We start from the raw sequence: 23,658 nt of genomic DNA on the forward strand, positions 1-23,658 counted from the left end.
TACGCGCCCGTATTGACGCTCCCCCCAGCGGCGGCGGATCTACCGCCGCCGCGGGGCATCAATACGGGCGCGCGCCGGCACGGGCCGTGCCGGCCATCGGGCAGTCTACGCGAAATGCGGATGCAGCGGGCACATCGCTGCGCCGGGTGGCACGATGGCGCGCCCGGTGCCATCCGGCGGGCGGGACGACGGAGCGCTCCGGACCATGCGCTCAATACATTTGCGTGAGCGCGGCGCTACTCAGACCCTGGCGGCGCTCAGCATGCGCTCGACGTAGCGCGCGATCAGGTCGATCTCGAGATTCACCCGGGCGCCGGCATGCAGGTGCTTCAGCGTCGTCACCGCGATGGTGTGCGGGATCAGGTTGATCGCGAAGCGGCAGCAGGCGGCGCCGTCCGCGGCGGCGGGGACGTCCTCGACGCTGTTGACCGTGAGCGATACGCCGTTGACCACCACCGAGCCTTTGTAGGCCAGGAACTTGCCCAGCTCCTGCGGCGCATCGACCACCAGCCGGTACGACTCGCCCACCTGCTCGAAGGCGTGTACGACGCCCAGGCCGTCGACGTGGCCGGACACCAGATGGCCGCCCAGGCGTTCGGCCAGGGTCAGCGCCTTTTCCAGGTTGACTTCGCCCGGCCGGTCGAGGCCGGCGGTGCGGTTCAGGCTTTCGCGCGAGACATCGACCGCGAAGGCGCGTTCGTCCTTCTCGACCACGGTCATGCAGGCGCCGTTGATGGCGATCGAGTCGCCCAGCGCGACGTCGGCCAGTCCCAGGCCGCCGGCATCGATCTGCAGGCGCACGCCGGCGTCATTGCCGCCCTGCAGCGGCGTGACCGATTGGATGCTGCCGACGGCAGCGACGATTCCAGTAAACATGGTGCGTGATCCTTCTTTCTCAATACAGGTTCGTGGTGGGTGATGGTCCGGTGCGCGCCAGGATGCGCAGGTCGGCGCCGACCCGGGCGACGTCGTGGAAGCGCAGCGCCACCTTGTCGGCCAGGCGCGCCAGCGGCGGCAGGGCGAACATGCCCTGCCCCGGCCCGATCAGGCTGGGCGCCAGGTAGACCAGCAATTCGTCGATGCAGCCTTCGCGCAGCAGCGAGGCGTTCAGCTTGGAACCGGCCTCGACGTGCAGCTCGTTGATCTCGCGCCGGCCCAGTTCGCGCATCAGCGCCGGCAGGTCGACCTTGCCGTGCGCGTTCGGCAGCATGACGATCTCGTGGCCGGCCGCACGCAGCGCCGCTTCCTTGGCGGCATCCGCTACGGCCGCCACGATCCAGCACGGCGCGCCCTGCAGGATGCGCGCATCGAGGTCGATGTCCAGGCGGCTGTCGACGATCACGCGGCGCGGCTGCAAGGGCGCAGCAGCGCCGGGCGCCTCGATGCCGCGCACGGTCAGTTGCGGGTCGTCGACCTTGACCGTGCCGATGCCGGTCAGGATGGCGCCGGCGCGCGCGCGCCAGGCGTGGCCGTCGGCGCGCGCCTCGGCGCCGGTGATCCACTGGCTCTCGCCGCCGTCGAGCGCGGTGGCGCCGTCCAGGCTGGCCGCCGTCTTGAGGCGCACCCAGGGACGGCCATGGCGCATGCGCGTGAAGAAGCCGATATTCAATTCGTGGGCCTGCTCGGCCAGGATGCCCGACTCGACCGCGATGCCGGCCGCCGCCAGCTGGGCCAGGCCGCGTCCCGCCACCAGCGGGTTCGGGTCGACCATCGCCGCCACCACCCGTCCGAGCCCGGCGCGCACCAGCGCGTCCGAACACGGCGGCGTACGCCCGTGGTGGCTGCACGGCTCCAGCGTCACGTAGGCGGTGGCGCCGCGCACGTCGTTGCCGCGCGCCGCGGCGTCGCGCAGCGCCTGCACCTCGGCATGCGCCTGCCCGGCCGGCTGGGTATGGCCGGCGCCGATCACCACGCCGTCGCGCACGATCACGCAGCCGATGCGCGGGTTCGGCGCCGTGATGTACATGCCCTTGGCCGCCCATTCCAGGGCCAGCGCCATGCCGTCGGTATCGCTCAGTATCTGCACAATCTCTTTCCGTGTTGCGGTGCCGGACGCCGTCACGGCGGCGCGGATGCGCCGTCGCAGGATGCGTCGCGCGCCGGATCGCACAGGCGCGCCCGGCCCAGCATGTTGATTTTAATACGCCGGATCGCGCCGCCGTGGAACAGCGACAGCGTGCCGTAGCGCGCGGCGCCATTGCCGTTGCCGCCGCCGTCGCTGCAGCTGCGCCCGGCGCCATTGTAGGCGATATAGTAGGGCGGCGCCGGGTTGGTGAAGGCGAAGGCGGCGGCCATCCCGCCCGGCAGCGCGCCGTGCTCGACGATCAGGTCGTCCGCCGGCCCGGCCAGGCCGTCGCCGTCCCGGTCGACGAACAGGCGCCAGCCTTGGGTCCAGTCGGCCTGCGCGGCGTCGCGCGGCGCCAGTCTGACGACCAGCCCGCGCGTCAGCGCCTGGCTGCGCGCCATGCCGATGGCAGCCAGCAGGTCGCCGGCGGCGCCCTTGAGTTGCTGGGTGCGCAGCAGCGCTTCCAGGTTGGGCGCGGCGGCGGCCAGCAGCACGGCGGCCAGCGCCAGCACCAGCGTCAGCTCGACCAGCGACAGTCCGCTCTGCTTCCCTGCCGCGATCTTCATGGCCAGCAGCGCGCCGCCACGGGGGCGCCGGCCTGCCCGTCCTGCCCGGCCTGCCCGGCCCGGGCGCCCTGGCGCCCCGCGCTGTCCAGCGTCAGCGCGCCGCAGGCAGGATCGCGGAAATGCCCGTCGACCCTGTCGGTGCCGGGGCGGGCGCGGATCTCGACGCACTCGGCCAGCGTGCTGCCGGGGCAGGCATGGCCGTCGAGTTCGTAGGCGCTGGCGGCGGGCCGCGCGCCGGACCACCAGACGGCGTCCTGCGCTGCAGGGTCGGCCTCGTCCGCGGCGAACGCGACATAGGTGTTGTGCAGGGCAAAATAGCGCTCCTGCCGCTGCATCGCCTCGACCAGCGCCAATTGCCCTTCGATGCGCTTGGCGCGCACGACGTGGCCGGCGTAGCTGGGATAGCCCAGCCCGGCGACGATGGCCAGCACCGCCAGCACGATCAGCATTTCGATCAGGGTAAAACCGTTTATATTCTTCATCCCATCCTCCCAGTGGTATCCGTCGTGTGTTGGTGGCGCCGTCATTGCTGCGCGCGTGCGTGCAGCGCCGGCCAGTTGGCGATCTCGCGCCAGCCGATGCGGCCGGCCGGCAAGGGTTCGATCGGCTGCTGCTGCGGCGCACCGGCGTTGCCACTGTCCCCGCCACTGCCGCCGGCATTGCCGCCGCTGCCGTCGCCATCGGCCGCAGCGGGTGGTCCGGCACCGCCCGGGCCCGCCGCGCTGGCTGCGCCATGCCCGGCTGCGTCCGTGGAAGCTGCGGCCGGCGCCGGTTTGCGGTACAGCGCCTGCAGCACCACCTGGGTCGTGGCCCGCGTCCCGAAGCCGATCGCCGTGATGCGGTACCAGGAGTCCGGACCGGCGGCCGGCGCTCCGGCGGCAGCCACTCCGGCGGCAGTCCCGGCGCCTGCCGGCGGCGCCAGTCTTTCGATGAGATAAGCCGGCAGCCGCGCCGGCAGGATGCCGCTGCCGGCCGCGAGCGCCGCGCCGCTGAAGCGTCCGTACGGCACCGGCTCGGGCGCGTCGGCCGCGGCCAGGTCGATCGCCTGCCAGACCGGCGGCGCGTCTGCCGCAGCGGGAAGGCACAGGCCGAGATCGTCGGCGCCGCGGCCGCAACCGGCTACGAAACCGCTGCCTGGCGCGGCCGCGAAATGGGCCGCGCGCGCGGATGACGGCGCCCCGACGGCGGCGACATCCGCTTCGGCATCGCGCAGCGCCGCCTGCGCCATGGCATGCGCCAGCGCCCGGTCGCGTTCCTGACGCGCCGACGCCACCGAGCCGAACGCGGTGCGCGCCACCGACACGCCCAGCAGCATGGCCGCCAGCACCAGCAGCAGCGTGCACACCAGCGCCACGCCGCGCTGGCACCGGTACGCGAAAAAGCGCGGGCATGGGCGCGGGCGCGGATACGGATGCGAATGTCGATACGGCACGATCGCGCTCACAGGGCCGGCGCCGGCAGCGCCACCGTCGTGGTGAACAGGCGGCGCTCGCGCCGCCGCAACGCCGCCGGAAACGCGGCCACCTGCAGCGAGGTGCCCCGATCGGCGTCGCCGACGGTGTCCGCATAGCCGGCGCCGAACAGGTCGAAGGCGGCGCCGGCCGCACTCGCGTCCGCGCGCGTCGGCCTGGCGCCGTGCAGCAGCAGGCTGACGCGCACGCTGGCCACGCGCTTCCAGTGGGTCTGGCGGCGCAGCGCCTGCTGATCGGCGCCCAGGCCGAGGCCGGCGTCGAGCGCGTCGATCGCGGCGGCATTGACGTAGCGGTTGGGCACGCCGTCGCGCGGCGTGTCGGTGTCGAGGCCGTACAGCACCTGGAAACCGTCGACGCCGGTGACGATGGCGTCGGCGCTCCAGTTGGCGGCGCCGCGGTACTTGCAGCGCAATTCCGCCTCGCCATCGGCATTGCGCGCCACGTAGAAGATGCTCCAGCCCTCCTCGCCCTGCGGCATGGCGAAGCCGGCGCAGCTGGCCACGCTGCCGTCGCCGTCGGGCGCAGGGCCGGCGCCGGGAAAGCGCACCGCCAGCACGTCGCTGCCGTTGGCGGCGTCCGGCAGCGGCGCCCCGATGCCCGGCGCCGCCTTGCCGAGCGAGCGCGCATCCAGCCCCGCCAGGCGCGCCGGCGGCGCATCCGGCGTGGCGGGCGCATCCAGCTGCGCCAAGTCGACGTGGCCGGCCTGGCGCACCGCCTGCGCGACCAGCGCCAGCGCGAAGCGGCCGCCGTCGTCGAGCGCGGCGTCTTCCATCTGCTCGGCCCAGGCGCCGTTGGCGAGCAGCAGCAGGCGCGCGGCGGTCAAGGCGACGCCCAGCCCGACCGTCAGCGCGACCATCATCTCGACCAGGGTCAGGCCGCGCTCGCGCCGGCCGCGTGGGGGCCGCGCACGGGCCCGGGTCGCCGGCGACGTCACCGGAAGCATCGCCGGATGGATCACCGGCCGCATCATGACGCGCCTCCCGCCACCACCAGCAGCACCCTGGGCACGGCCGCCTCGCCGGGCCGCTCGGACCACCCCAGCTTGATCGCCACCGGTGCGCCCGGCTGGGCCGCGCAGGACCAGGGCAGCAGGCCGGATGCCGGGTCCGGTTCGGCGGCGTCGCGGCAGGCCAGCAGGCGTCCGCCCGGAAAGCGCGCGGCCAGCGCCTGCGCGCTTTCCATCAGGTCGAAGCGGGCCAGCTGGTCGGGGCTGCAGGCGGCGTCCGCGCCATAGCACGAAGCCGCCGCGGGCAAGGCGGCGCCGGCTTCCTGGTCGAGCTGAAGGTAGGGATTCAGATGGTCGGCCAGCGCCATGGCGGCCGGATTGGTCTGCATGCGCTCGGCCAGCGCGGCGGCCAGGCGCACGCCGTCGGCCAGGCGCGCGGCCTCGCGCGCCGAGCGCAGCGCCACGGCCTGGATGCCGGCGGCGCCGGCGATGCCGAGCGCGGCCACGAACAGCGCCACCAGCACTTCGACCAGGGTAAAGCCGTCACAGGTGCTTACAGAAAATCGGCAACAGGAAAGCCCGGAACGCATGCGTCATCTCCGGTGATCGATATGGAGATGCGACGATAAACAAGCAGGCCCGGCCGGGCGGTGCGATGTCTCAAGCGTGCGGGTGCAACCAAACGCAGGGAGGGACGGTCGCCAGGCCATGCACAACTGGGCTTTTCGTCTGCGTAATATGGTTCAGGAAATCGGTGGCAAGTTGCCTTGGCCGATCAGAACTGGCCGGAAAGCGTCAACGATACCGACCTTGGCTAGTCTGTATGGGTCCCCGCCTTCGCGGGGACGACGAGCTGGAGGTCGATGTGGTAGCAGCAATAATGCTGGCGAGCGGACCACTTGGCGCCAGCACGACCAAAGTCAGCCAAGAATGATTTTTACCTTACTGCCGGCAAAAAATCGGACTCATTTGCGCGGCTGCTCGACCGCGTCGATCGCTTCCTGGAACTCGGCCAGGTCTTCGAAGTTCTTGTAGACCGAGGCGAAGCGGATGTAGGCGATCTTGTCGAGGCGCTGCAGTTCCTGCATCACCAGTTCGCCGATGTGGCCGGTGTCGACCTCGCGCCGGCCGCTGGTCAGGAGCTTTTCCTCGATCGAGGCGACGGCGGCGTCGATGGCTTCGGCCGGCACCGGGCGCTTGCGCAGCGCCAGGCGCAGGCTGGCGCGCAGCTTGCCGGATTCGAATTCGGTGCGGCTGCCGTTCTTCTTGACGATGATCGGCATCGACAATTCGACCCGCTCGTAGGTGGTGAAGCGCTTGTCGCACTGGGCGCAGCGGCGCCGGCGCCGGATGGCATCGCCGACCTCGGATATGCGGGTATCGAGGACCTGGGTGTCATCGTGGTGACAGAACGGACATTTCATGGGCGCCGGATGCTGCAGAGGGCTGGGGAACGCGCCGCGGACCACAGACCCGTGCGGGCGTCCGTGGCCGAAGCACAGCGCTTCTTATGCTGCGTAGACCGGATACTTGTCGGTCAGTTGCTTGACTTGCGCCTTCACGCGCTCGATGGTGGCGGCGTCGTGCGGGTTGTCCAGCACGTCGGCGATCAGGTGGCCGACCTTGGTGGCGTCCTCTTCCTTGAAGCCGCGCGTGGTGAAGGCCGGGCTGCCCAGGCGGATGCCCGAGGTCACGAACGGCTTCTGCGGGTCGTTCGGAATGCCGTTCTTGTTGGTGGTCATGTGCGCCTGGCCCAGGATCGCTTCCGCTTCCTTGCCGGTCAGGCCTTTCGCGCGCAGGTCGACCAGTATCACGTGCGATTCGGTGCGGCCCGACACGATGCGCAGGCCGCGCTCGATCAGTGCGTCGGCCAATGCCTTGGCGTTCTTGACCACCTGCTGCTGGTAGGCCTTGAATTCCGGCGTCAGCGCTTCCTTGAAGGCCACCGCCTTGCCGGCGATCACGTGCATCAGCGGACCGCCCTGGATACCCGGGAAGATCGCCGAATTGATCGCCTTTTCGTGTTCGGCCTTCATCAGGATGATGCCGCCGCGCGGGCCGCGCAGCGATTTATGGGTGGTCGAGGTCACGAAGTCGGCGTGCGGCACCGGGTTCGGGTATTCGCCGGCGGCGATCAGGCCGGCATAGTGGGCCATGTCGACCATGAAGTACGCGCCGACTTCCTTGGCCACGCGGGCGAAGCGCTCGAAGTCGATGCGCAGCGCGAACGCCGAGGCGCCGGCGATGATCATCTTCGGCTTGTGCTCGCGCGCCAGGCGTTCCATTTCGTCGTAGTCGATGTCTTCCTGCTCGGTCAGGCCGTAGGACACCACGTTGAACCACTTGCCCGACATGTTCAGCGCCATGCCGTGGGTCAGGTGGCCGCCTTCGGCCAGCGACATGCCCATGATGGTGTCGCCCGGTTTCAGCATGGCGAAGAACACGCCCTGGTTGGCCTGCGAGCCCGAGTTCGGCTGGACGTTGGCGGCTTCGGCGCCGAACAGTTCCTTGACGCGGTCGATCGCCAGCTGCTCGGCGACGTCGACGTATTCGCAGCCGCCGTAGTAGCGCTTGCCCGGGTAGCCTTCGGCATACTTGTTGGTCAGCTGGGAGCCCTGCGCTTCCATCACCGCCGGCGAGGTGTAGTTCTCCGAGGCGATCAGTTCGATGTGGTCTTGCTGGCGCTGGTTTTCCTTCTGGATGGCGCCCCACAGTTCCGGGTCGACCTTGGCGAGCGTGTGATCTTTTGCAAACATGAAAAACTCCAATCGGTAAGAGAACCAGGCGACGGACAGCGCCGGACCGGGCGGAAGCCGCCGGACGCCGCGCGCGCGGACAGCCGAACGGCGACCGGGCCGGCGAACGCGGTCCAATCGGTGGCTGCCCAGGCGAACGGCAAATGGAAAATCCCACGTTCCCCGGTGGATGCCCACCTTCGCCGGGCGCGGCAGCGCGCGGTTTTCGCCAGTTACGTGAGACGCAAGATACTCGATACAGCGGCGCGCGCGGCATGCGGCGCGCCGGCTGCGGATCGCCCGATTGTACGGGAAGTCGCGTCCGGTAAGCAAGGAAACCCATGTGCGCGCCGGCGCCGGCGGCGAACGATCCGGACGATGGCCATATCGGCTACAATCCCGCAGCTCATAGCTGCTCTTCAACATCCCCGGGGAACCTCGATCATGATCGTCTTCATTACCGGCGCATCGGCCGGCTTCGGCGCCGCCATGGCGCGCACTTTCGTCAAGAACGGCCACCAGGTGGTGCTGGCGGCGCGCCGCAAGGACCGGCTGGAGGCGCTGGCCGCCGAACTCGGCGAATCGGCGCTGCCGATCGCGATGGACGTCACCGACAAGGCCTCGATCGAGGAAGCGCTGTCGATGCTGCCGCAATCCTGGCGCCAGATCGACGTGCTGATCAACAATGCCGGCCTGGCCCTGAACACCAAGCCGGCGCACGAAGTGCCTTTGGCCGACTGGAACACGATGATCGACACCAACGTCAAGGGCCTGGTGACGATGACCCATGCGCTGCTGCCCTCGATGGTCGAGCGCGGCAGCGGCCTGGTGATCAACCTGGGCTCGGTGGCCGGCCACTACCCCTACCCGGGCGGCAACGTGTACGGCGCCACCAAGGCCTTCGTCGAGCAGTTCACGCTGAACCTGCGCGCCGACCTGGTCGGCACCGGCGTGCGCGCCACCAACCTGGCGCCCGGCCTGTGCGGCGGCACCGAATTTTCCAACGTGCGCCTGAAGGGCGACGACGCGGCCGCCGCCAAGGTCTACGAAGGCACCCAGCCGCTGACCGCGGAAGACATCGCCGCCACCGCCTACTGGATCGCCACCCTGCCGCCGCACGTCAACGTCAACCTGATCGAGCTGATGCCGACTTGCCAGGGCTTTTCGCCGTTCAACATCAAGCGCGCCTGACACACCGTCGTTTTGCCAACGTAGGGTGGACGGCTTGCCGTCCTCGCGTTCGACAAACACTTGCATCGCGGCGTCGCACACTCAAGTTGAACGCGTGGACGGGAAACCCGCCTCGCCGGCCGCGTCCACCCTACGATGTTTCACCAGCGTCCGATCTTGTGAAAAAGTGTTACAGTTGTTGGCCTGACATGCAGATGTCCGCTCTACTACCCACGTTTTCACCCATCCCAGCCCTTGCATTGCCGTCCGCGCCGGATCGATATGCATGCCAAAGTTATTACTGCTGGCCAAATTGGCGTAAAATATTTACCATTTTTCATCCATGGCAGCTGAAATGGCTTCAGTCTTCACCTGGCCAGTGCGTGTCTACTACGAAGACACCGATGCCGGCGGGATCGTTTATTACGCCAATTACCTGAAGTTTTACGAACGCGCCCGCACCGAGTGGCTGCGTTCGCTCGGCATCGGGCAACAGGAACTGCTGGGCAGCGAAGGCGTCGCGTTCGTGGTGCGCAGCGCCGCCGTCGAGTACCTGGCGGCCGCGCGCCTGGACGATGAAGTGACCCTGACGCTGCGCATCGAAAAGCTGGGCCGCGCGTCGGTCCAGTTGGCCCAGCAAGCCTGGCGCGGCGACACCCTGCTCTCCAGCGCCAGCGTGAAGGTCGCCTGCGTGGATGCAGCCACGATGCGGCCGCGTTCCCTGCCAGACCCTGCCGCTGCTAAAATGCGGGCCGCCTGATGCCACCCTCCACCGAATCGATACCGAACCGACATTGAACCGATGAACGCAGTCCAAGACCTTTCCTTCATTGAGCTGATCAGCCACGCCCACATCCTGGTCAAGCTGATCATGGCCCTGCTGTTCGCGGTCTCCCTCATCAGCTGGACCTACATCTTCCGCAAGGTGTTCGCGCTGCGCGCCGCGCGCCGCCAGACCGAGCAGTTCGAGCGCAGCTTCTGGGCCGGTGGCAATTTGCACACCCTGCACCAGAGCGCCAGCAGCCAGCGCGACCAGAGCGGTCCGCTGGCGCGCATTTTCGAAGCCGGCATGGGCGAATTCATCAAGGGCAAGCAGGCCTCGCGCGACGCGCTCGACGTCGGCGCGGTGCTGGACGGCGCCCGCCGCGCCATGCGCGCCGCCTTCCACCGCGAGCTCGACATGATGGACACGCACCTGAACTTCCTGGCCTCGGTCGGCTCGGTGTCGCCCTACATCGGCCTGCTGGGCACGGTCTGGGGCATCATGAATGCGTTCCGCGGCCTGGCCAGCGTGCAGCAGGCCACCCTGGCGACCGTCGCGCCGGGCATTGCCGAGGCGCTGATCGCCACCGCCATCGGCCTGTTCGCGGCGATTCCGGCGGTGGTGGCGTACAACCGCTTCACCCACGACATCGACCGCCTCGCGATCCGCTTCGAGAGCTTCGTCGAGGAATTCTCGAACATCCTGCAGCGCCAGTCGCGCTGAGCGGCGCCGGCGCGTCGCAAGCAACCGCAAGCAATCGGAAAATCGGCCATGGCCTTCAACAGCAACCTGCGCAGCGGACGGCGCAAGCTCAAGTCCGACATCAACGTCGTGCCCTACATCGACGTGATGCTGGTGCTGCTCATCATCTTCATGGCGGTGCCGCCGTCGCAGAACCCGACCGAGATCAAGCTGCCCAGCGCCGAGCGCTCGACCCAGCCCCCCAGCGACTACATCCAGATCGCGGTGAAGGAAAACGCCAGGCTGGCCATCGGCGTCAACGGCACGGCGCCGCAGCCGCTGGAAGAAGTCGACACGCGCGCCGCGCTGGTGGAGCGCCTGCACGCCATCCACGACGCGCATCCCGACTACGCGGTGCTGATCTCGGGCGACCGCGACAGCAAGTACGACGACGTGATCCAGTTGATCTCGGAAGCCAAGAAGATGGGCATCAACCGCGTGGGCCTGGCCACGAAGTGAAGACGAACTGATGTCAGCACGCAAGCACGACGACACCGGCGCCGGCGCCGCCTCTCCCTACCGGCTGCCGCCCGAACCGAACCGCTGGCCCTCGATCGGCCTGGCGGTGGGCGTGCACGCCCTGTTGCTGGCCTTCCTCTGGGTCGGCGTCAGCTGGCAGAACAATACCCCGGTGTCGGTCGAGGCCGAAGTCTGGGACATGAGCACCCAGAGTGCGTCCGCCCCGCCGGCGCCGACCCCGCCACCGCCGCAGGAAAGCCAGCCGGAGCCGCTGCCGGCACCGAAACCGGCGCCCGAACCGGAACTCGAGCCGGAACCGGCGCCCATCCCGCGTCCGGCCCCGCTGCCGCGCGCGACCGCGCCGGAGCCGGTCGCCAAGCCGCTGCCGAAGCAGCCGGACATCGCCCTCGAGCGCGACAAGAAACGCAAGAAGGAACTGGAGCGCAAGCAGGAAGAGGCGCGCCTGGAGCGCGAGCGCGAAGCCGAGGAAAAACGCGCCGAAGAAAAGCGCGTGGAAGAACGCAAGCGCGTCGAACAGGAGCGCAAGGCCAAGGCACTGGCCGAGCAGAAGGAACGCGACCTGCAGGAAAAGAAAGAACGCCAGCTGGAACAAGAGCGCGTCGAGAAGAAAGAACAGGCGCGCAAGGAAGAAGCCGAGAAGAAAAAGCAGGCCGACAAGGCCGAGAAGGACAAGCAGGCCGCCAAAGCCGAGAAGGAAAAAGCGGACCGCGAAAAAGCGGAGAAGGCCGAGAAAGCCGAGCGCGAGAAAGCGGAAAAAGCCGACAAGGAAAAGGCGGAAAAAGCGGCCAGGGAAAAGGCCGAGAAGGCGGAGAAGGCGGAGAAGGCCGCCAAGGAAAAAGCCGAGAAAGCCGAAAAGGCGGCCAAGGAAAAGGCCGAGAACGCCAAGCTGGCCGCCGCGCGCGACGCCGAGATGAAACGCCTGATGGCCGGCGCCGGCGCCGGCACCAGCGGCAGCAGCGGCACGGCCGCCAAGTCGACCGCCCCGCGCATCGACAAGGGCTACAGCAGCAAGATCCAGGCCAAGGTCAAAGGGAATACGGCTTACTCGGGCAGCACCGACGAGGGCGGCAATCCGGTCGCCACCTTCCGTGTCGAGCAGTTGCCCACCGGCGAAATCATTTCGGTCCGCAAGCTCAAGAGCAGCGGCATCCCGGCCTTCGACGAGGCGGTCGAACGCGGCATCACCGCCTCGTCGCCGTTGCCCAAGAAGGACGACGGCACGGTCGAGCGCACCATCGAGATCAACTTCCACATGAAGGAATTGCGTTGACCCGGCTAGCGGCGCTTCCCTCGGGCGCGCCATCCGTATTGCAAGCCACGGTAGAGTGCTGACGTTGCCTTAACCATCGCTGAGAAACTTATGAAAAAACTACATACCCTGCTGTTTTCCGCCTCCCTGATGATGGGCGCCGCCGCCCATGCCCAGTTGCGCGTCGAAATCGCCGGCGTGGGCAGCAACCAGATCCCGGTCGCGGTCGCGGGCTTCGCGGACGAATCGGTAGCGCCGGAACAGGTGTCCGCCATCATCCGCGCCGACCTCGAGCGCAGCGGCGTGTTCAAGGTGATCGATGCGCGCCAGACCATTTCCGACAGCGCCAGCCCCGACCTGGGCGCCTTCAAGTCCGCCGGCGCCGACGCGCTGGTGGTGGGTTCGGTGCAGCGCATGCCGGACGGCCGCCTGCAGATCCGCTACAAGCTGCACGACACCGTCAAGAAGACCCAGCTGTCGCAACTGTCGGACGCCGTCAGCGCGCGCAACACGCGCCTGGAAGGCCACCGCATCGCCGACGACATCTATGAAAAGCTGACCGGCGTGCGCGGCATCTTCGCCACCCGCATCGCCTACGTGAAGGAAAACCGCGCCGGCCGCGATTATCAATTGGTAGTGGCCGACGCCGACGGCGAAGGCGAGCAGGTCGCCGCCCACGGCAAGGAGCCGATCATCTCGCCGGCCTGGTCGCCGGACGGCACCAAGGTCGCCTACGTCTCGTTCGAGATGCGCAAGCCCGTGATCTACGTGCAGAACCTGGTGACCGGCCAGCGCACCGTGGTGGCCAACGAAAAAGGCAGCAACTCGGCGCCGTCGTGGTCGCCCGACGGCACGCGCCTGGCGCTGGCCCTGTCGAAGACCGGCAACACCCAGATCTACGTCGTCAACGCCGACGGCAGCGGCCTGCGCCGCGTCTCCAACAGCAACGGCATCGACACCGAACCGCAATTCTCGGCCGACGGCCAGAGCATCTATTTCACCAGCGACCGCAGCGGCGGCCCGCAGGTCTACAAGATGAGCGCCGGCGGCGGCCAGGCCACCCGCGTCACCTTCAACGGCAGCTACAATATCAGCCCGCGCGTTTCCTCGGACGGCAAGACGCTGGCCTGGATCTCGCAGCGCGACGGCGGCTATTCCCTGTATGCGATGGACCTGGCCAGCGGCCAGGAACAGCGCCTGGCCGATTCGGCCAGCGAACCGAGTTTTTCGCCCAACGGCAAATACATCATGTACGCCACCAAGGGCGGCGGGCGCGTCGCGCTGGCCGTGGTGTCGGTCGACGGGCGCGTCAAGCAACGCTTGAGCACCCAGGCGGGAAACATCCGGGAACCCAGCTGGGGCCCGTTCATGAAGTAAGTTGATGAAGTAAATAAGATTTTTTGACCAGGAGAAAAACCATGCGCAACATCAAAAGTGTAGCCCTCATCGCATCCTTCGCCGCCGTGCTGTCGGCTTGCTCGTCCTCGCCGAAACTGACCGAGACCCCGGTCGTCGAGCAGTCGCCGGTGACCCAGGCCGCGCCGCCGCCGGCCGATACCACCCGTGACATCCGTCGGGTCGAAACCGGCAACGTCGACGCCCTGAACGATCCGAAAGGCGTGCTGGCCAACCGCAGCGTGTACTTCGACTTCGACAGCTACGTCGTGCGCGACGACGGCAAGCCGGTCGTCGAGAACCACTCGGCCTACCTGGCCAAGAACAAGCAGCGCCACATCCTGATCCAGGGTAACACCGACGATCGCGGCGGCACCGAGTACAACCTGGCCCTGGGCCAGAAGCGCGCCGAAGCTGTGCGCAAGTCGATGGCCGCCCTGGGCGTGGCCGACGGCCAGATGGAAGCCGTGTCGCTGGGCGAGGAAAAGCCGAAGGCGACCGGCAGCGGCGAATCGGTGTGGGCGGAAAACCGTCGCGCCGACATCGTCTACCAATAAGCGCCGACGCGGTCACGCCGACCAGCGATTTGCGACCGATTGACAGCGGGGCGGGATGCAGTGCAGACTGCTTCCTGCCCCGCTGTCGTTTGGTTTCCAGATACACAGTTCACCCGTTTCAAGGTTAGAAAGAGTCGAAGATGATCAACCTGCCCAAGCCCCGCCTCGCGGCCGTCGCCCTCGCCCTCGCCGCCTGGCTTCCCCTGCACGCCGGCGCCGGCATTCTCGACGACGACGAAGCGCGCCGCGCCATCCTCGACCTGCGCACCAAGGTCGACGCCCTGTCGCGCGACGTCAACGGCCGCATCGACAACAAGGCCGACAAGTCGATCAGCGTCGACATCCTGAACCAGCACGAACAGACGATGCAGGAAATCGCGCGCCTGCGCGGCCAGCTCGAAGTGCTGTCGAACCAGGTCGCCAGCGCCCAGAAGGGCCAGAAGGACCTGTACGCCGACCTCGACGCGCGCATCAAGAAGCTCGAGCCGCGCCAGGAGACCATCGACGGCCAGACAGCCGAAGTGCTGCCGAGCGAAAAGAAATCCTACGAGGGCGCCATGGAACTGTTCAAGTCCGGCGACTACAAGGGCGCCGCCGCCTCGCTGCAGGACTTCGTGCGCCGCTTCCCGGATTCGGCCTACGCCTCCAACGCCCAGTACTGGCTCGGCAACGCCTTTTATGCGCAGCGCGACTACAAGAACGCGATCGCCGCCCAGGAAAGCGTGGTGGCCAACTACGGCACCAGCGCCAAGGCGCCGGACGCCATGCTGAACATCGCTTCCAGCTATACCGAACTGAAGGACAAGAAGAACGCCAAGAAGGCGCTGCAGCAGCTGGTGACCAAGTTCCCGGACTCGACCGCGGCGCAGGCGGCCAAGGACCGGCTGGCGGCCTTGAAGTGATCGCCGCTTGATCCTGGACCTGGCGGGCGCCGGGGTTTGACAGCGTTCTGGATCGGCCCTATAATCTCGCTTCTTTCGGGTCGTTAGCTCAGCTGGTAGAGCAGCGGACTTTTAATCCGTTGGTCGCAGGTTCGAATCCCGCACGGCCTACCACGAATTTGCAGTATCAAATCAAGGCGTTACGAGTGATCGTGACGCCTTTTTTGTTTTCTCGACAGTGCTGCATTTCCCCTACAAGGCGGGAACTTTCGACTCACCCATACGTCTACCATCGAGCGAGCACGGCATCACTGCCAGGGCTCTGGTGCAAGCCAATCTTCGTCAAGGATAAAGGATGGTGTATGGGGACGCGTTATGGCCGCCGCGCGGCAAGCGGCAACTATGAATATCACGATAGCCTGGAAGCGCTGAATGCCGCCGCAGAGCGCGAAAGCAGCCGCGCACTCGCAGGATGGTTCGGCTTGTTCGGCTTGCTCGCAGGCGGCGTGCTGACGTACCTCGTACTGCACAAGTTCGGTGTGGACTGGCCCAGATGGTTGCGTTTCACCCTCGTGATAGCGGGAAGCGGTGTCCTCGCCTACACACTGGCCAGATTCGCGAACCTTCTATGGGCCATTATCGTGATCGGTGCGCTCCTCGTCCTGGCCTCGGGCCTTGGCGCGTTGCTGTGGAAAGCAGTGTAGACGGTCCTTGCGTCGACGGGCCATCGCTCGACCGGTACCCTGCATGCCGATCGCGCGTTACTCTCGACATGCACCGCTTGTCGCCGGCTCCGCCGCCTTGCGCAGGCACACCGACAGACTCGACGTGCTCGGGTTATCGACGAACAGGCAGCGCTTGCCGTTGCGCTTGCAGAAATCCTTGACGCGCCAATACGCCTGGTGGCTGATGCAGCCGGTCTGGCAGATCACCAGATCGGCCGCGGCCAGGCTGGTGTCGAGCAGTTCGCTGGCCTGTTCCAGGCCGCCGTCGTGGTGCATGAAGCGCGCCCCTTCCCGCTCCAGCAGTTCGCGGTAGTTGGGGACGTTGCCGCTGCGCCCGCCCACGCACAACACGGTCTTGTCGACCAGGGCTGGCGCCTCCACCGCCGCTGCCGGCACCGCGGTCGCAGGGGGCGCCGCCATTGCCGCCGCGGCGACCGCCGCCGCATCCTGGCGTGCGCGCGCCGCCGCCTGCTGGCGCAGCTGCATCAATTCCAGCGCCAGCTTCTGCTCGCGCTCCTGCGCTTCGTCGGCACGGCGCTTCAGCCTTTCGCGGTCACGCATGTCCGGTAGGGTTGCGGTCAAGGCTTCCAGGCGCTCCTGCAGGGCTTCGATGGCGACGTCGCGTGCGGCCAGTTCGGCGCGCAGGCCGGCCAGCTGCTCGGCCAGGCGCAGCGCTTCCTTGCCCTTGGCGTCGGCGGCGCGCGCCGTCTTGTCGCGCGTCTGTTCGAGTTCGCGGCTCAAGCCGGCGCACTGCTTCTGCAATTCGGCGAAACGGGTCAGGTCGACGCGGGCGCTGGCGCCGGCCTGGTGCTGGATCATGTGCATGTCGCGCACCGCCGCTTCGATCATCGGCATGTCGCAGCGCGGATGGGTCAGCGTGGCCCAGAAGGCGCCGGCAACGTCGCCGCGCTCGACCGCCTGGCGCCATGCGGCCTGGACCGCCTGCGCGTCGCGCAGCGTGCGGAACTGGCGCAGCACGGCGGCAAAACGTTCGTCCAGCGTGCGCTGCAGCAGTTCGGACAGCTTGTTCCTGGTGGCGCATTCGTGCACGGCCCAGACATGGACGTCGTAGTCGTCGCCCTCCACGGGGCGCACCACCACCTTGTTCACCAGGCGGCGTAGCAGCGCCAGCGGCAGGCACACGCCGATCAGTGGGCAGTGGCAATTGGTGGGCAATTCCCACAAGCGCCGGCGGCGCGAGCCGGCGGATTCGTCGAGGGCGTCGGGATGGGCGAAATGGGGTTTCTTGTCGTGGTCACACATGGGCGTTTCCGTTCAGTGCAGCGGCAGGCCGGCCGCGCGGTCCTTGCTCAGGCGCGCCTGGGCATCGTCGAGCAGGCGTTGCGCCTTGCCGACCAGGGCGCTCAGTTCGCGCAGCTCTTCCAGCTTGAGGCGCAGGGACAGGTTCGGCAGGGCCAGGTGGATGGCGCCGCAGTCGGGGCAGCCCAGCACGCGTCCCGCACTGCCGGAGGCAAGGACGACGCAATTGCAGGTGGAATGGGAAGCGGTCATGACCGGGCTCCGGTGTCGAGATGCTTTTAATGTATCGCAGTTTTCTTTTCATGTAAATGCGAATCATTCTCATTTCTTTAGGATATTCCCGCTTTGCGTTCGACCCTTCTGAAAAATCGACCGCACAAGCACCGGCTATAGTTGCCAATAATCAACAATATGGATGCATTCAGGAGCGAAAATTTTCCTTGAGGAATATTCTTAACAAACAAAGCCAGGTCCGAGCAATGTGTCGGGTAACATCCGACGCCGGACTATCCGAATCCCCTCTCAGCCACTGTTGCCATGCCCCTGGACCTCTCCGACACCCTCGTGGTCGGCATATCCGCCACCGCCCTGTTCGATCTCGCCGACGCCGATGCCGTCTATAAAGCCAGGCATGCGAAGAACCCGCACGGTGCGCTCGACGACTACCGTGCCTACATGCTCGAACGCGAAAACGAGCCGCTGCGCGACGGCACCGGCATGGCGCTGGTACGCGCCCTGCTCGGCCTGAACCGGTATGCGCCGTCGGAATCGCGGCCGCTGGTCGAGGTCGTCGTGATGTCGCGCAACAGTCCGGAGACCGGGATGCGCGTCTTCAACAATATCCGTTCGCGCGGCTTGCCGATCGCGCGCCACGCCTTCACAGGCGGGCGCTCGGTGGTCGATTACCTGGATGCGTTCGCGGTCGACCTGTTCCTTACTACCAACGTCGAGGATGCCCAACGCGTCATCGATGCCCAGGCCGCCGCCGCCGCGGTATTGAAGCCGCCGCCCGGCAGTTGCGACGCGCCGGAAGACCAGGTACGCATCGCCTTCGACGGCGACGCGGTGCTGTTCGACGATTCCAGCGAACTGGTCTACAAGACCGAAGGACTGGACCGTTTCCATACGATCGAAAACGAGCGCCAGAAGGAGCCGATGAACGATGGCCCATACGCCATCCTGCTACGCAAGCTGGCGCGCCTGCAGGAACGCCTGCCGTTCGGCGCCGACCTCTCGCCGGTGCGCATCGCCATCGTCACCGCGCGCAGCGCCCCGGCCGAGATGCGCGTCATTAACACCCTGCGCCACTGGGGCGTGTACGTGAACGAAATCTTCTTCCTGGGGGGGGTGCAGAAATCGAAGGTGGTCAAGGCGTTCCGGCCGCATATCTTCTTCGACGACCAGGATTTGCACCTGGATCCGGCGGCCAAGCACGTACCGGCCGGGCGCGTCCCCTACCGTTCCGATTCGCCGCTGTACACGCCGGTTACGGCCGCGCTCGACCTGGCCGCCGAACCGCCGCTGCTGGTCGACAAGCTGGACGCGACCTGACTGCGTCCTTCCGCGCACACGGTTTGTCTGCGGCAGGCACGGCCCGGCGTCCCTACCGTACTGACCTTCTTGCGCTGCGGCACTCCCGTACGAGATCATCCCTGCCGCCCGCACGGACGCTTTTGCTCACGCCGCCGGCGCCCGCCGTGCGGCTGCCCCGGGTCGCGCCAGCCATCGATCACTCCTCGCTTCCGGCTGGATCCGGCGACGTTCGCTATGCTGGCTCGTGCCGTGGCGGGCATCGCCGAGGTCCGGGTTGCAAAAACAGCCAGCCCCATGCAAACGCCCCGGTTTGGTTATAAAATGCGTCTCTTATATTTCCTGTACGCATATACGCCGTCCGGCTACCGCACAACGAGGACTCCATGAGCATTCAACTGATCCTGAACCTGGCCATTGCGCTTGCCGTATGCGCGCTGCTGTACGTGTTCCAGCAGCGCCACGTTTCCTTCACCAAGCGCGTGTTTTCCGGCCTCGGCCTGGGCGTGGTGCTCGGCGCGGCCTTCCAGGCGGTGTACGGCAACGGCTCGCCGGTGATCGCCGCCACCGGCGAATACCTGAACGTGATCGGCGAAGGCTACGTCAAACTGCTGCAGATGATCATCGTGCCGCTGATCATGGTGTCCATCATCCAGGCCATCCTCAAGCTGCGCGATGCTACCGCGCTCGGCAAGATCAGCGCCCTGACCATCGGCACGCTGATGGCGACCACCGCGGTCGCCGCCGCGATCGGCATCCTGATGGCCAAGCTGTACGGCCTGACGGCAGTCGGCCTCACGTCCACGGCGGCCGAAGTCGCGCGCGGCCAGTACCTGGAAGGCAAGCTGTCGGCCGCCCAGCAATTGTCGCTGCCGAACACGATCCTTTCGTTCCTCCCCGAAAACCCGTTCCTCGACATGACCGGCGCACGCAAGACCTCGACCATCGCGGTGGTGCTGTTCTCGATCTTCCTGGGCGTGTCCGCCACCGGCATCGCCGCCAAGAAGCCGGACGTGTTCGAGTCGTTCAGCCGCTTCGTCCATGTCGCCCACGTGATCGTGATGCGCATGGTGACCCTGGTGCTGCGATTGACCCCGTTCGGCGTGTTCGCCCTGATCACCAAGGTGGTGGCCAGTTCCAGCCTGCAGGACATCCTGCACCTGCTCGGCTTCGTGCTGGCTTCCTACAGCGCCCTGGTCACGATGTTCTGCGTGCACCTGCTGCTGATCGCCGCGGTCGGCCTGAATCCGGGCCGCTACGTGAAGAAGGTATTCCCGGTGCTGGCCTTCGCCTTTACCTCGCGCACCTCGGCCGGTGCGATCCCGATGAACGTGCAGACCCAGACCGGGCGCCTGGGCACGCCGGAAGGCATCGCCAACTTCGCCGCGTCGTTCGGCTCGATGATGGGCCAGAACGGCTGCGCCGGTATCTATCCGGCGATGCTGGCGGTGATGATCGCGCCCACCGTCGGCATCGATCCCTACACCGCCGGCTTCATCCTGCCCCTGATCGGCATCGTCACCATCGGCTCGGTCGGCGTGGCCGGCGTGGGGGGCGGCGCCACCTTCGCCGCGCTGATCGTGCTGTCGGCGATGAACCTGCCGGTGGCGCTGGCCGGCCTGCTGATCTCGATCGAGCCGCTGATCGACATGGGCCGCACCGCGCTCAACGTGAACGGCTCGATCACCGCCGGCACCATCGCCAGCCGCGTGCTCGGCCAGACCGACATGCAGGTGTTCAACAACGACGCCGAGATCAACCTGGACGGCGACCAGCTGGTCGCCTGATCGCCGGCCGACGGCGCGCCGCATCGCGTGCCGCCAAAAGGAAGGTGCCGTTCAGCGTGTCTTCCAATAACGCCGCGCACCGCCGCGGCGCCAGCCCAGCAGCAGCCCACCCAGCAACAAGGCATACGCGGCCGGTTCCGGCACTGCCGGCACCAGGTCGAGCCGCACTGCCTGGCACACGTCGCCCCGGCACGCGGTCGCAGCGATCTGCTGCAGGTCGTTGATGGCGGCGGCATCCTGGATCACCCAGCCCGATTCCGGATCGATCAGGACGTTCAGGTCGACCATCGCACCGTTCTCGTACAGGAACCCATGGGACAAGAAATCGCCCAGACCTGCACTGCCTACGATTTGTCCCAGGTTGTTGATATCGTACGCGGCGCTGCTCCACAGGGGGGACGGTCCACCAAGGTTGCGCATGACACCGTTCTCGTATAGAAAAGCGGTGGACGGGTAGATGTCGTCCGGGTTGACGTTGGAATCGGTGCCGAGATAGCCGACGATCTGGCCGTGGTCATTGATCGACCTGGCAGTGCTCCAGGGGCCACCCAGATTGCCCAGGCTGGTCATCGTGCCGTCACGGTACAAAAACGGGTCGTGAGGAAAATTGGGGGCGCCGTTGAACACATTGCCGGCCGCTCCCACGACGTCGCCTGTATTGTTGATGGCATACGCATAACTGAAGTCGCCGATCGGCAGCGTACCGAGGTCGGTGAAGACGCCATTGGTATAGGTATAGGCATGGTCATGCGTCACATCTCCAGGCTTTCCGACTGTCATCGCACCCACGACCGTTCCGTTGTTGTTTATCCCGTAAGCAAAGGAATTCCCCGTTTCCCGGATCGCGCTCATGCTGCCGCCGCTATAGACGAAGCCGGTGAAACCCCTCCACGGTCCGTTGGTGGGCGTGTCGAAAGCCGAACCTGCCACTTGTCCATGATCGTTGATCGCATAGGCATGGCTGTCGGTGCCGCCAAAAGTACCGAGGTCCGTCAGGTCGCCATTGGTATATACGAACGCGTGATAGCTGTCGCCAGACCGCAGCGATCCCACCACTTGGCCAAGATTGTTCAAGTCGCTCACATTGCTGCCGGCACCGGCTACTTCGGTAACGGTATATCGTACATCGGCGTTGGCAAGCAAAGGCGCGGCAAGCGAAACCGCGGCAAGCAATTGCATGTAATGCAGTAGGGAAAAGCGATTCATGGAAACCTCCGGTGGGTGAAAAAAAGCTATGTAAGCAGCATAGGCTGGCTCGACCCTCTGGTGCTGAGCATGCTCACGAACCCGCACTGAATCATGTCGCGGGAGCCCGTGCCATGCTCGCCTTGGAACACGCTCGATAGCGTCAGGAAATGAATATTGACGGCATGAATGCTCCGCGTAAGCGTCTTCCTACACCATTGTTTTGTTTACGTTTTCTGGAGGAATCGTGCGCGGCTCTCCCGTCGAATCCGTCTATGATGAAGTCATGTCAATTTCACAAATGGGCGGGTGATGGAACAGAAGTGGCCGAAGGAAATTTGGTTGGTCAGGCACGGACAAAGCGCCGGTAACGTCGCACGTGACGCCGCCGAGGCCGCCGCCGGATTGCGCATCGATATCGCCGAGCGCGACGTCGACGTGCCCTTGTCGGAGCTCGGCGAGCGCCAGTCGCGCGCACTGGCCGAATGGTTCCTGCAAATGCCGCCGGAACAGCGGCCGAACGTCGTGCTGCATTCGCCCTATATCCGCGCTGCCCAGACCGCCAGGTTCCTGCTCGACCGCATGGATCGCGACGAACTGCTCGCCGTGCATGCCGACGAACGCCTGCGCGAAAAGGAATTCGGCGTTCTTGACCGGCTCACCACGCACGGCATCGCCCAGCAGTTCCCCGACTTGTACGAGCAGCGCCACCACGTCGGCAAGTTCTACTTCCGTCCACCCGGCGGCGAAAGCTGGTGCGACGTGATCCTGCGCCTGCGCAGCGTGCTCGACACGGTCACGCGCGAATACGCGGGCGACCGGGTACTGATCGTGGCGCACCAGGTCATCGTTAACTGCTTCCGCTATCTGCTGGAACGCATGGACGAAGCGGCCATCCTGGAACAGGACCGCGCCGGCGACGTGCCGAACTGCTCGGTGACCTCGTATGCCTTCGATCCGACCCTCGGCAAGCGCGGCAAGCTGGCGGTCCGCCTGATTAATTTCGTGGCGCCGCTGGAGCAGACCGGCACTCCCGTTACCGCCGGCAAGGATATTCCTGCCGCACCCAAGGCTTGAACACGCCGGTGATGACCCTCCATACACAAAACGCACAAGAGGCACAAACCGTGCAAGCCGCCGCGCCGGCGCCGGCCGATGCGCGTCCGCGCGACATCGACACCAGCCTGCTGCGCAACTGGCCCCTGCCGATGCCGTCGGACGATACCGACAAGGAAGGCCGCGGTCACGTGCTGGTGCTGGGCGGCTCGTCGGAAATGCCGGGCGCCGTGATCCTGGCCGCCACCGCCGCCATGCGCGCCGGCGCCGGCAAGCTGACCATCGCCACCGGCCGCAGCGTGGCGCAACTGGTGGCGCTGGCGATTCCTGAATCGCGCGTGCTCGGCCTGGCCGAGAACGCCGTCGGCGGCTTCACCGTCGAAGCGGTGGAGGCGCTCGATCCGCTGGCCGACAAGATCACTGCGATCCTGATCGGCCCCGGCATGCAGGACGAGGAAGCGACCGCGCGCCTGGTGCATGCGCTGCTGCCGCGCCTGCAGGGCAGCGACACCCGCATCCTGCTCGACGCGAATGCGATGGGCGCGATCCTGCATCCGCCGGCCGGTGTCAACGCACCCTTCCGCTTCGACGTTCCTGTCCTGGTGACGCCGCACGCGGGCGAGATGGCGCACCTGACCGGTATCGACAAGGAAGACATTTGCGCTACCCCCGATCGTCATGCGCTGGAAGCGGCGCAACGCTGGAATGCGGTGGTGGCGCTCAAGGGCGCGCGCACCGTGATCGCGGCGTCCAGCGGTGAGCGCTGGCAGCACGAGGGCGGCAATGTCGGGCTGGCGGCGTCGGGTTCGGGCGACGTGCTCGCCGGCATCATCGCCGGGCTGGCGGCGCGCGGCGCCGACCTGGCGCAGGCAGTCGGCTGGGGCGTGGCCATGCATGCGCGCGCCGGCGAACGCCTGGCCGAACGCATGGGAACACTCGGTTACCTGGCGCGGGAATTACCTGACGAAATTCCCGCGCTGCTGCAACAAACCGCAAGCGAAGCCGCCGAATCACCGTCACGGCGCCCGGCTTGAATTGCGGATTGAAGGAAACGGCCGACTGTGATGAAAATCGACAGTTTGTACGCTTCCGAGG

25 protein-coding genes, 1 tRNA gene and 1 riboswitch are annotated in these 23,658 nt (G+C 66.7%); of the genes, 14 read left to right on the forward strand and 12 right to left on the reverse strand.

Features of this window, described 5'->3' with window-relative positions; all coding sequences use genetic code 11:
* Positions 1–240: 240 nt before the first annotated feature.
* The 9 genes from HH212_RS00315 to glyA form a co-directional block, all read right to left on the reverse strand.
* A complete protein-coding gene (locus tag HH212_RS00315) occupies positions 241–876 on the reverse strand; it encodes a riboflavin synthase (protein ID WP_169433572.1) in 636 nt (211 codons plus the stop codon).
* A 19-nt stretch (positions 877–895) separates the two neighbouring features.
* Positions 896–1,999, reverse strand: a complete 1,104-nt coding sequence (gene ribD, locus HH212_RS00320; protein WP_211172493.1) for a bifunctional diaminohydroxyphosphoribosylaminopyrimidine deaminase/5-amino-6-(5-phosphoribosylamino)uracil reductase RibD — start codon at positions 1,997–1,999, stop codon at positions 896–898.
* Between the two features lie 59 nt (positions 2,000–2,058).
* Positions 2,059–2,631, reverse strand: coding sequence for a GspH/FimT family protein (locus HH212_RS00325; protein WP_169433574.1), 573 nt, complete (start codon positions 2,629–2,631; stop codon positions 2,059–2,061).
* Positions 2,628–3,113 (reverse strand): type IV pilin protein, encoded by a 486-nt coding sequence (locus HH212_RS00330; protein WP_169433575.1) that lies wholly within the window; start codon positions 3,111–3,113, stop codon positions 2,628–2,630. Before HH212_RS00330 ends, HH212_RS00325 begins: the two co-directional genes overlap by 4 nt.
* A 41-nt stretch (positions 3,114–3,154) precedes the next feature.
* Positions 3,155–4,075 carry a pilus assembly protein gene (locus HH212_RS00335; protein WP_169433576.1) on the reverse strand — a complete coding sequence of 307 codons (921 nt, stop codon included), beginning with the start codon at positions 4,073–4,075 and terminating at the stop codon, positions 3,155–3,157.
* On the reverse strand, positions 4,072–5,073 hold the full coding sequence (locus HH212_RS00340) for a PilW family protein (protein WP_229217486.1): 1,002 nt from the start codon (positions 5,071–5,073) through the stop codon (positions 4,072–4,074). The genes HH212_RS00335 and HH212_RS00340 overlap by 4 nt, the downstream gene beginning before the upstream one ends.
* Positions 5,070–5,639 (reverse strand): type IV pilus modification protein PilV, encoded by a 570-nt coding sequence (gene pilV / locus HH212_RS00345; protein ID WP_169433577.1) that lies wholly within the window; start codon positions 5,637–5,639, stop codon positions 5,070–5,072. The genes HH212_RS00340 and pilV overlap by 4 nt, the downstream gene beginning before the upstream one ends.
* A 375-nt stretch (positions 5,640–6,014) precedes the next feature.
* Positions 6,015–6,473 (reverse strand): transcriptional regulator NrdR, encoded by a 459-nt coding sequence (nrdR, locus tag HH212_RS00350; RefSeq protein ID WP_169433578.1) that lies wholly within the window; start codon positions 6,471–6,473, stop codon positions 6,015–6,017.
* Between the two features lie 84 nt (positions 6,474–6,557).
* The gene (gene glyA, locus HH212_RS00355; RefSeq protein ID WP_169433579.1) at positions 6,558–7,805 is read right to left on the reverse strand and encodes a serine hydroxymethyltransferase; all 1,248 of its coding nucleotides are present in this window, start codon (positions 7,803–7,805) and stop codon (positions 6,558–6,560) included.
* Positions 7,806–7,924: 119 nt separating this feature from the next.
* Positions 7,925–8,031, reverse strand: a riboswitch (ZMP/ZTP riboswitch).
* Positions 8,032–8,228: 197 nt separating this feature from the next.
* On the opposite strand from glyA, the gene HH212_RS00360 reads away from it, so the two are divergent.
* The 10 genes from HH212_RS00360 to HH212_RS00405 all read left to right on the forward strand — a co-directional run bounded on the left by HH212_RS00360 (position 8,229) and on the right by HH212_RS00405 (position 15,724).
* Positions 8,229–8,975: an SDR family oxidoreductase gene (locus tag HH212_RS00360; protein ID WP_169433580.1), complete on the forward strand. Its 747-nt coding sequence runs from the start codon at positions 8,229–8,231 to the stop codon at positions 8,973–8,975.
* A 334-nt stretch (positions 8,976–9,309) separates the two neighbouring features.
* Entirely contained in the window at positions 9,310–9,714 is a 405-nt protein-coding gene (gene ybgC / locus HH212_RS00365; RefSeq protein WP_169433581.1) for a tol-pal system-associated acyl-CoA thioesterase, read from the forward strand.
* Positions 9,715–9,756: 42 nt separating this feature from the next.
* Positions 9,757–10,440 (forward strand): protein TolQ, encoded by a 684-nt coding sequence (gene tolQ / locus HH212_RS00370; protein ID WP_169433582.1) that lies wholly within the window; start codon positions 9,757–9,759, stop codon positions 10,438–10,440.
* 48 nt (positions 10,441–10,488) lie between these two features.
* A complete protein-coding gene (locus HH212_RS00375; protein ID WP_169433583.1) occupies positions 10,489–10,917 on the forward strand; it encodes a biopolymer transporter ExbD in 429 nt (142 codons plus the stop codon).
* 10 nt (positions 10,918–10,927) lie between these two features.
* The gene (gene tolA, locus HH212_RS00380) at positions 10,928–12,208 is read left to right on the forward strand and encodes a cell envelope integrity protein TolA (RefSeq protein ID WP_169433584.1); all 1,281 of its coding nucleotides are present in this window, start codon (positions 10,928–10,930) and stop codon (positions 12,206–12,208) included.
* Positions 12,209–12,298: 90 nt separating this feature from the next.
* The gene (gene tolB, locus HH212_RS00385) at positions 12,299–13,564 is read left to right on the forward strand and encodes a Tol-Pal system beta propeller repeat protein TolB (protein WP_169433585.1); all 1,266 of its coding nucleotides are present in this window, start codon (positions 12,299–12,301) and stop codon (positions 13,562–13,564) included.
* A 41-nt stretch (positions 13,565–13,605) separates the two neighbouring features.
* Positions 13,606–14,139 carry a peptidoglycan-associated lipoprotein Pal gene (gene pal, locus HH212_RS00390; protein WP_169433586.1) on the forward strand — a complete coding sequence of 178 codons (534 nt, stop codon included), beginning with the start codon at positions 13,606–13,608 and terminating at the stop codon, positions 14,137–14,139.
* A gap of 140 nt (positions 14,140–14,279) precedes the next feature.
* Positions 14,280–15,041, forward strand: coding sequence for a tol-pal system protein YbgF (gene ybgF, locus HH212_RS00395; protein WP_169433587.1), 762 nt, complete (start codon positions 14,280–14,282; stop codon positions 15,039–15,041).
* A gap of 77 nt (positions 15,042–15,118) precedes the next feature.
* A tRNA-Lys gene (locus tag HH212_RS00400) sits at positions 15,119–15,194 on the forward strand.
* 188 nt (positions 15,195–15,382) lie between these two features.
* Positions 15,383–15,724, forward strand: a complete 342-nt coding sequence (locus HH212_RS00405; protein ID WP_169433588.1) for a hypothetical protein — start codon at positions 15,383–15,385, stop codon at positions 15,722–15,724.
* 57 nt (positions 15,725–15,781) lie between these two features.
* Here the strand turns inward: HH212_RS00405 and HH212_RS00410 are convergent, their stop codons facing one another.
* Both HH212_RS00410 and HH212_RS00415 read right to left on the reverse strand, forming a co-directional pair.
* Positions 15,782–17,008 (reverse strand): DUF2325 domain-containing protein, encoded by a 1,227-nt coding sequence (locus HH212_RS00410; protein ID WP_169433589.1) that lies wholly within the window; start codon positions 17,006–17,008, stop codon positions 15,782–15,784.
* 12 nt (positions 17,009–17,020) lie between these two features.
* Positions 17,021–17,257, reverse strand: a complete 237-nt coding sequence (locus HH212_RS00415; RefSeq protein WP_169433590.1) for a hypothetical protein — start codon at positions 17,255–17,257, stop codon at positions 17,021–17,023.
* Between the two features lie 285 nt (positions 17,258–17,542).
* On the opposite strand from HH212_RS00415, the gene HH212_RS00420 reads away from it, so the two are divergent.
* The gene (locus tag HH212_RS00420) at positions 17,543–18,556 is read left to right on the forward strand and encodes a 5'-nucleotidase (RefSeq protein ID WP_169433591.1); all 1,014 of its coding nucleotides are present in this window, start codon (positions 17,543–17,545) and stop codon (positions 18,554–18,556) included.
* A gap of 365 nt (positions 18,557–18,921) precedes the next feature.
* Entirely contained in the window at positions 18,922–20,322 is a 1,401-nt protein-coding gene (locus HH212_RS00425; protein ID WP_169433592.1) for an L-cystine transporter, read from the forward strand.
* A gap of 51 nt (positions 20,323–20,373) precedes the next feature.
* Here the strand turns inward: HH212_RS00425 and HH212_RS00430 are convergent, their stop codons facing one another.
* Positions 20,374–21,528, reverse strand: coding sequence for a DUF3466 family protein (locus tag HH212_RS00430; RefSeq protein WP_169433593.1), 1,155 nt, complete (start codon positions 21,526–21,528; stop codon positions 20,374–20,376).
* A 321-nt stretch (positions 21,529–21,849) separates the two neighbouring features.
* Between HH212_RS00430 and HH212_RS00435 the strand changes: the two genes are divergently transcribed.
* Both HH212_RS00435 and HH212_RS00440 read left to right on the forward strand, forming a co-directional pair.
* On the forward strand, positions 21,850–22,584 hold the full coding sequence (locus HH212_RS00435) for a histidine phosphatase family protein (RefSeq protein ID WP_370663901.1): 735 nt from the start codon (positions 21,850–21,852) through the stop codon (positions 22,582–22,584).
* 50 nt (positions 22,585–22,634) lie between these two features.
* Positions 22,635–23,597 (forward strand): NAD(P)H-hydrate dehydratase, encoded by a 963-nt coding sequence (locus HH212_RS00440; protein ID WP_229217488.1) that lies wholly within the window; start codon positions 22,635–22,637, stop codon positions 23,595–23,597.
* The last annotated feature ends 61 nt before the right edge of the window (positions 23,598–23,658 follow it).

The sequence above is a fragment of the Massilia forsythiae genome, from assembly GCF_012849555.1.
GTDB classification, from domain to species: domain Bacteria; phylum Pseudomonadota; class Gammaproteobacteria; order Burkholderiales; family Burkholderiaceae_D; genus Telluria; species Telluria forsythiae.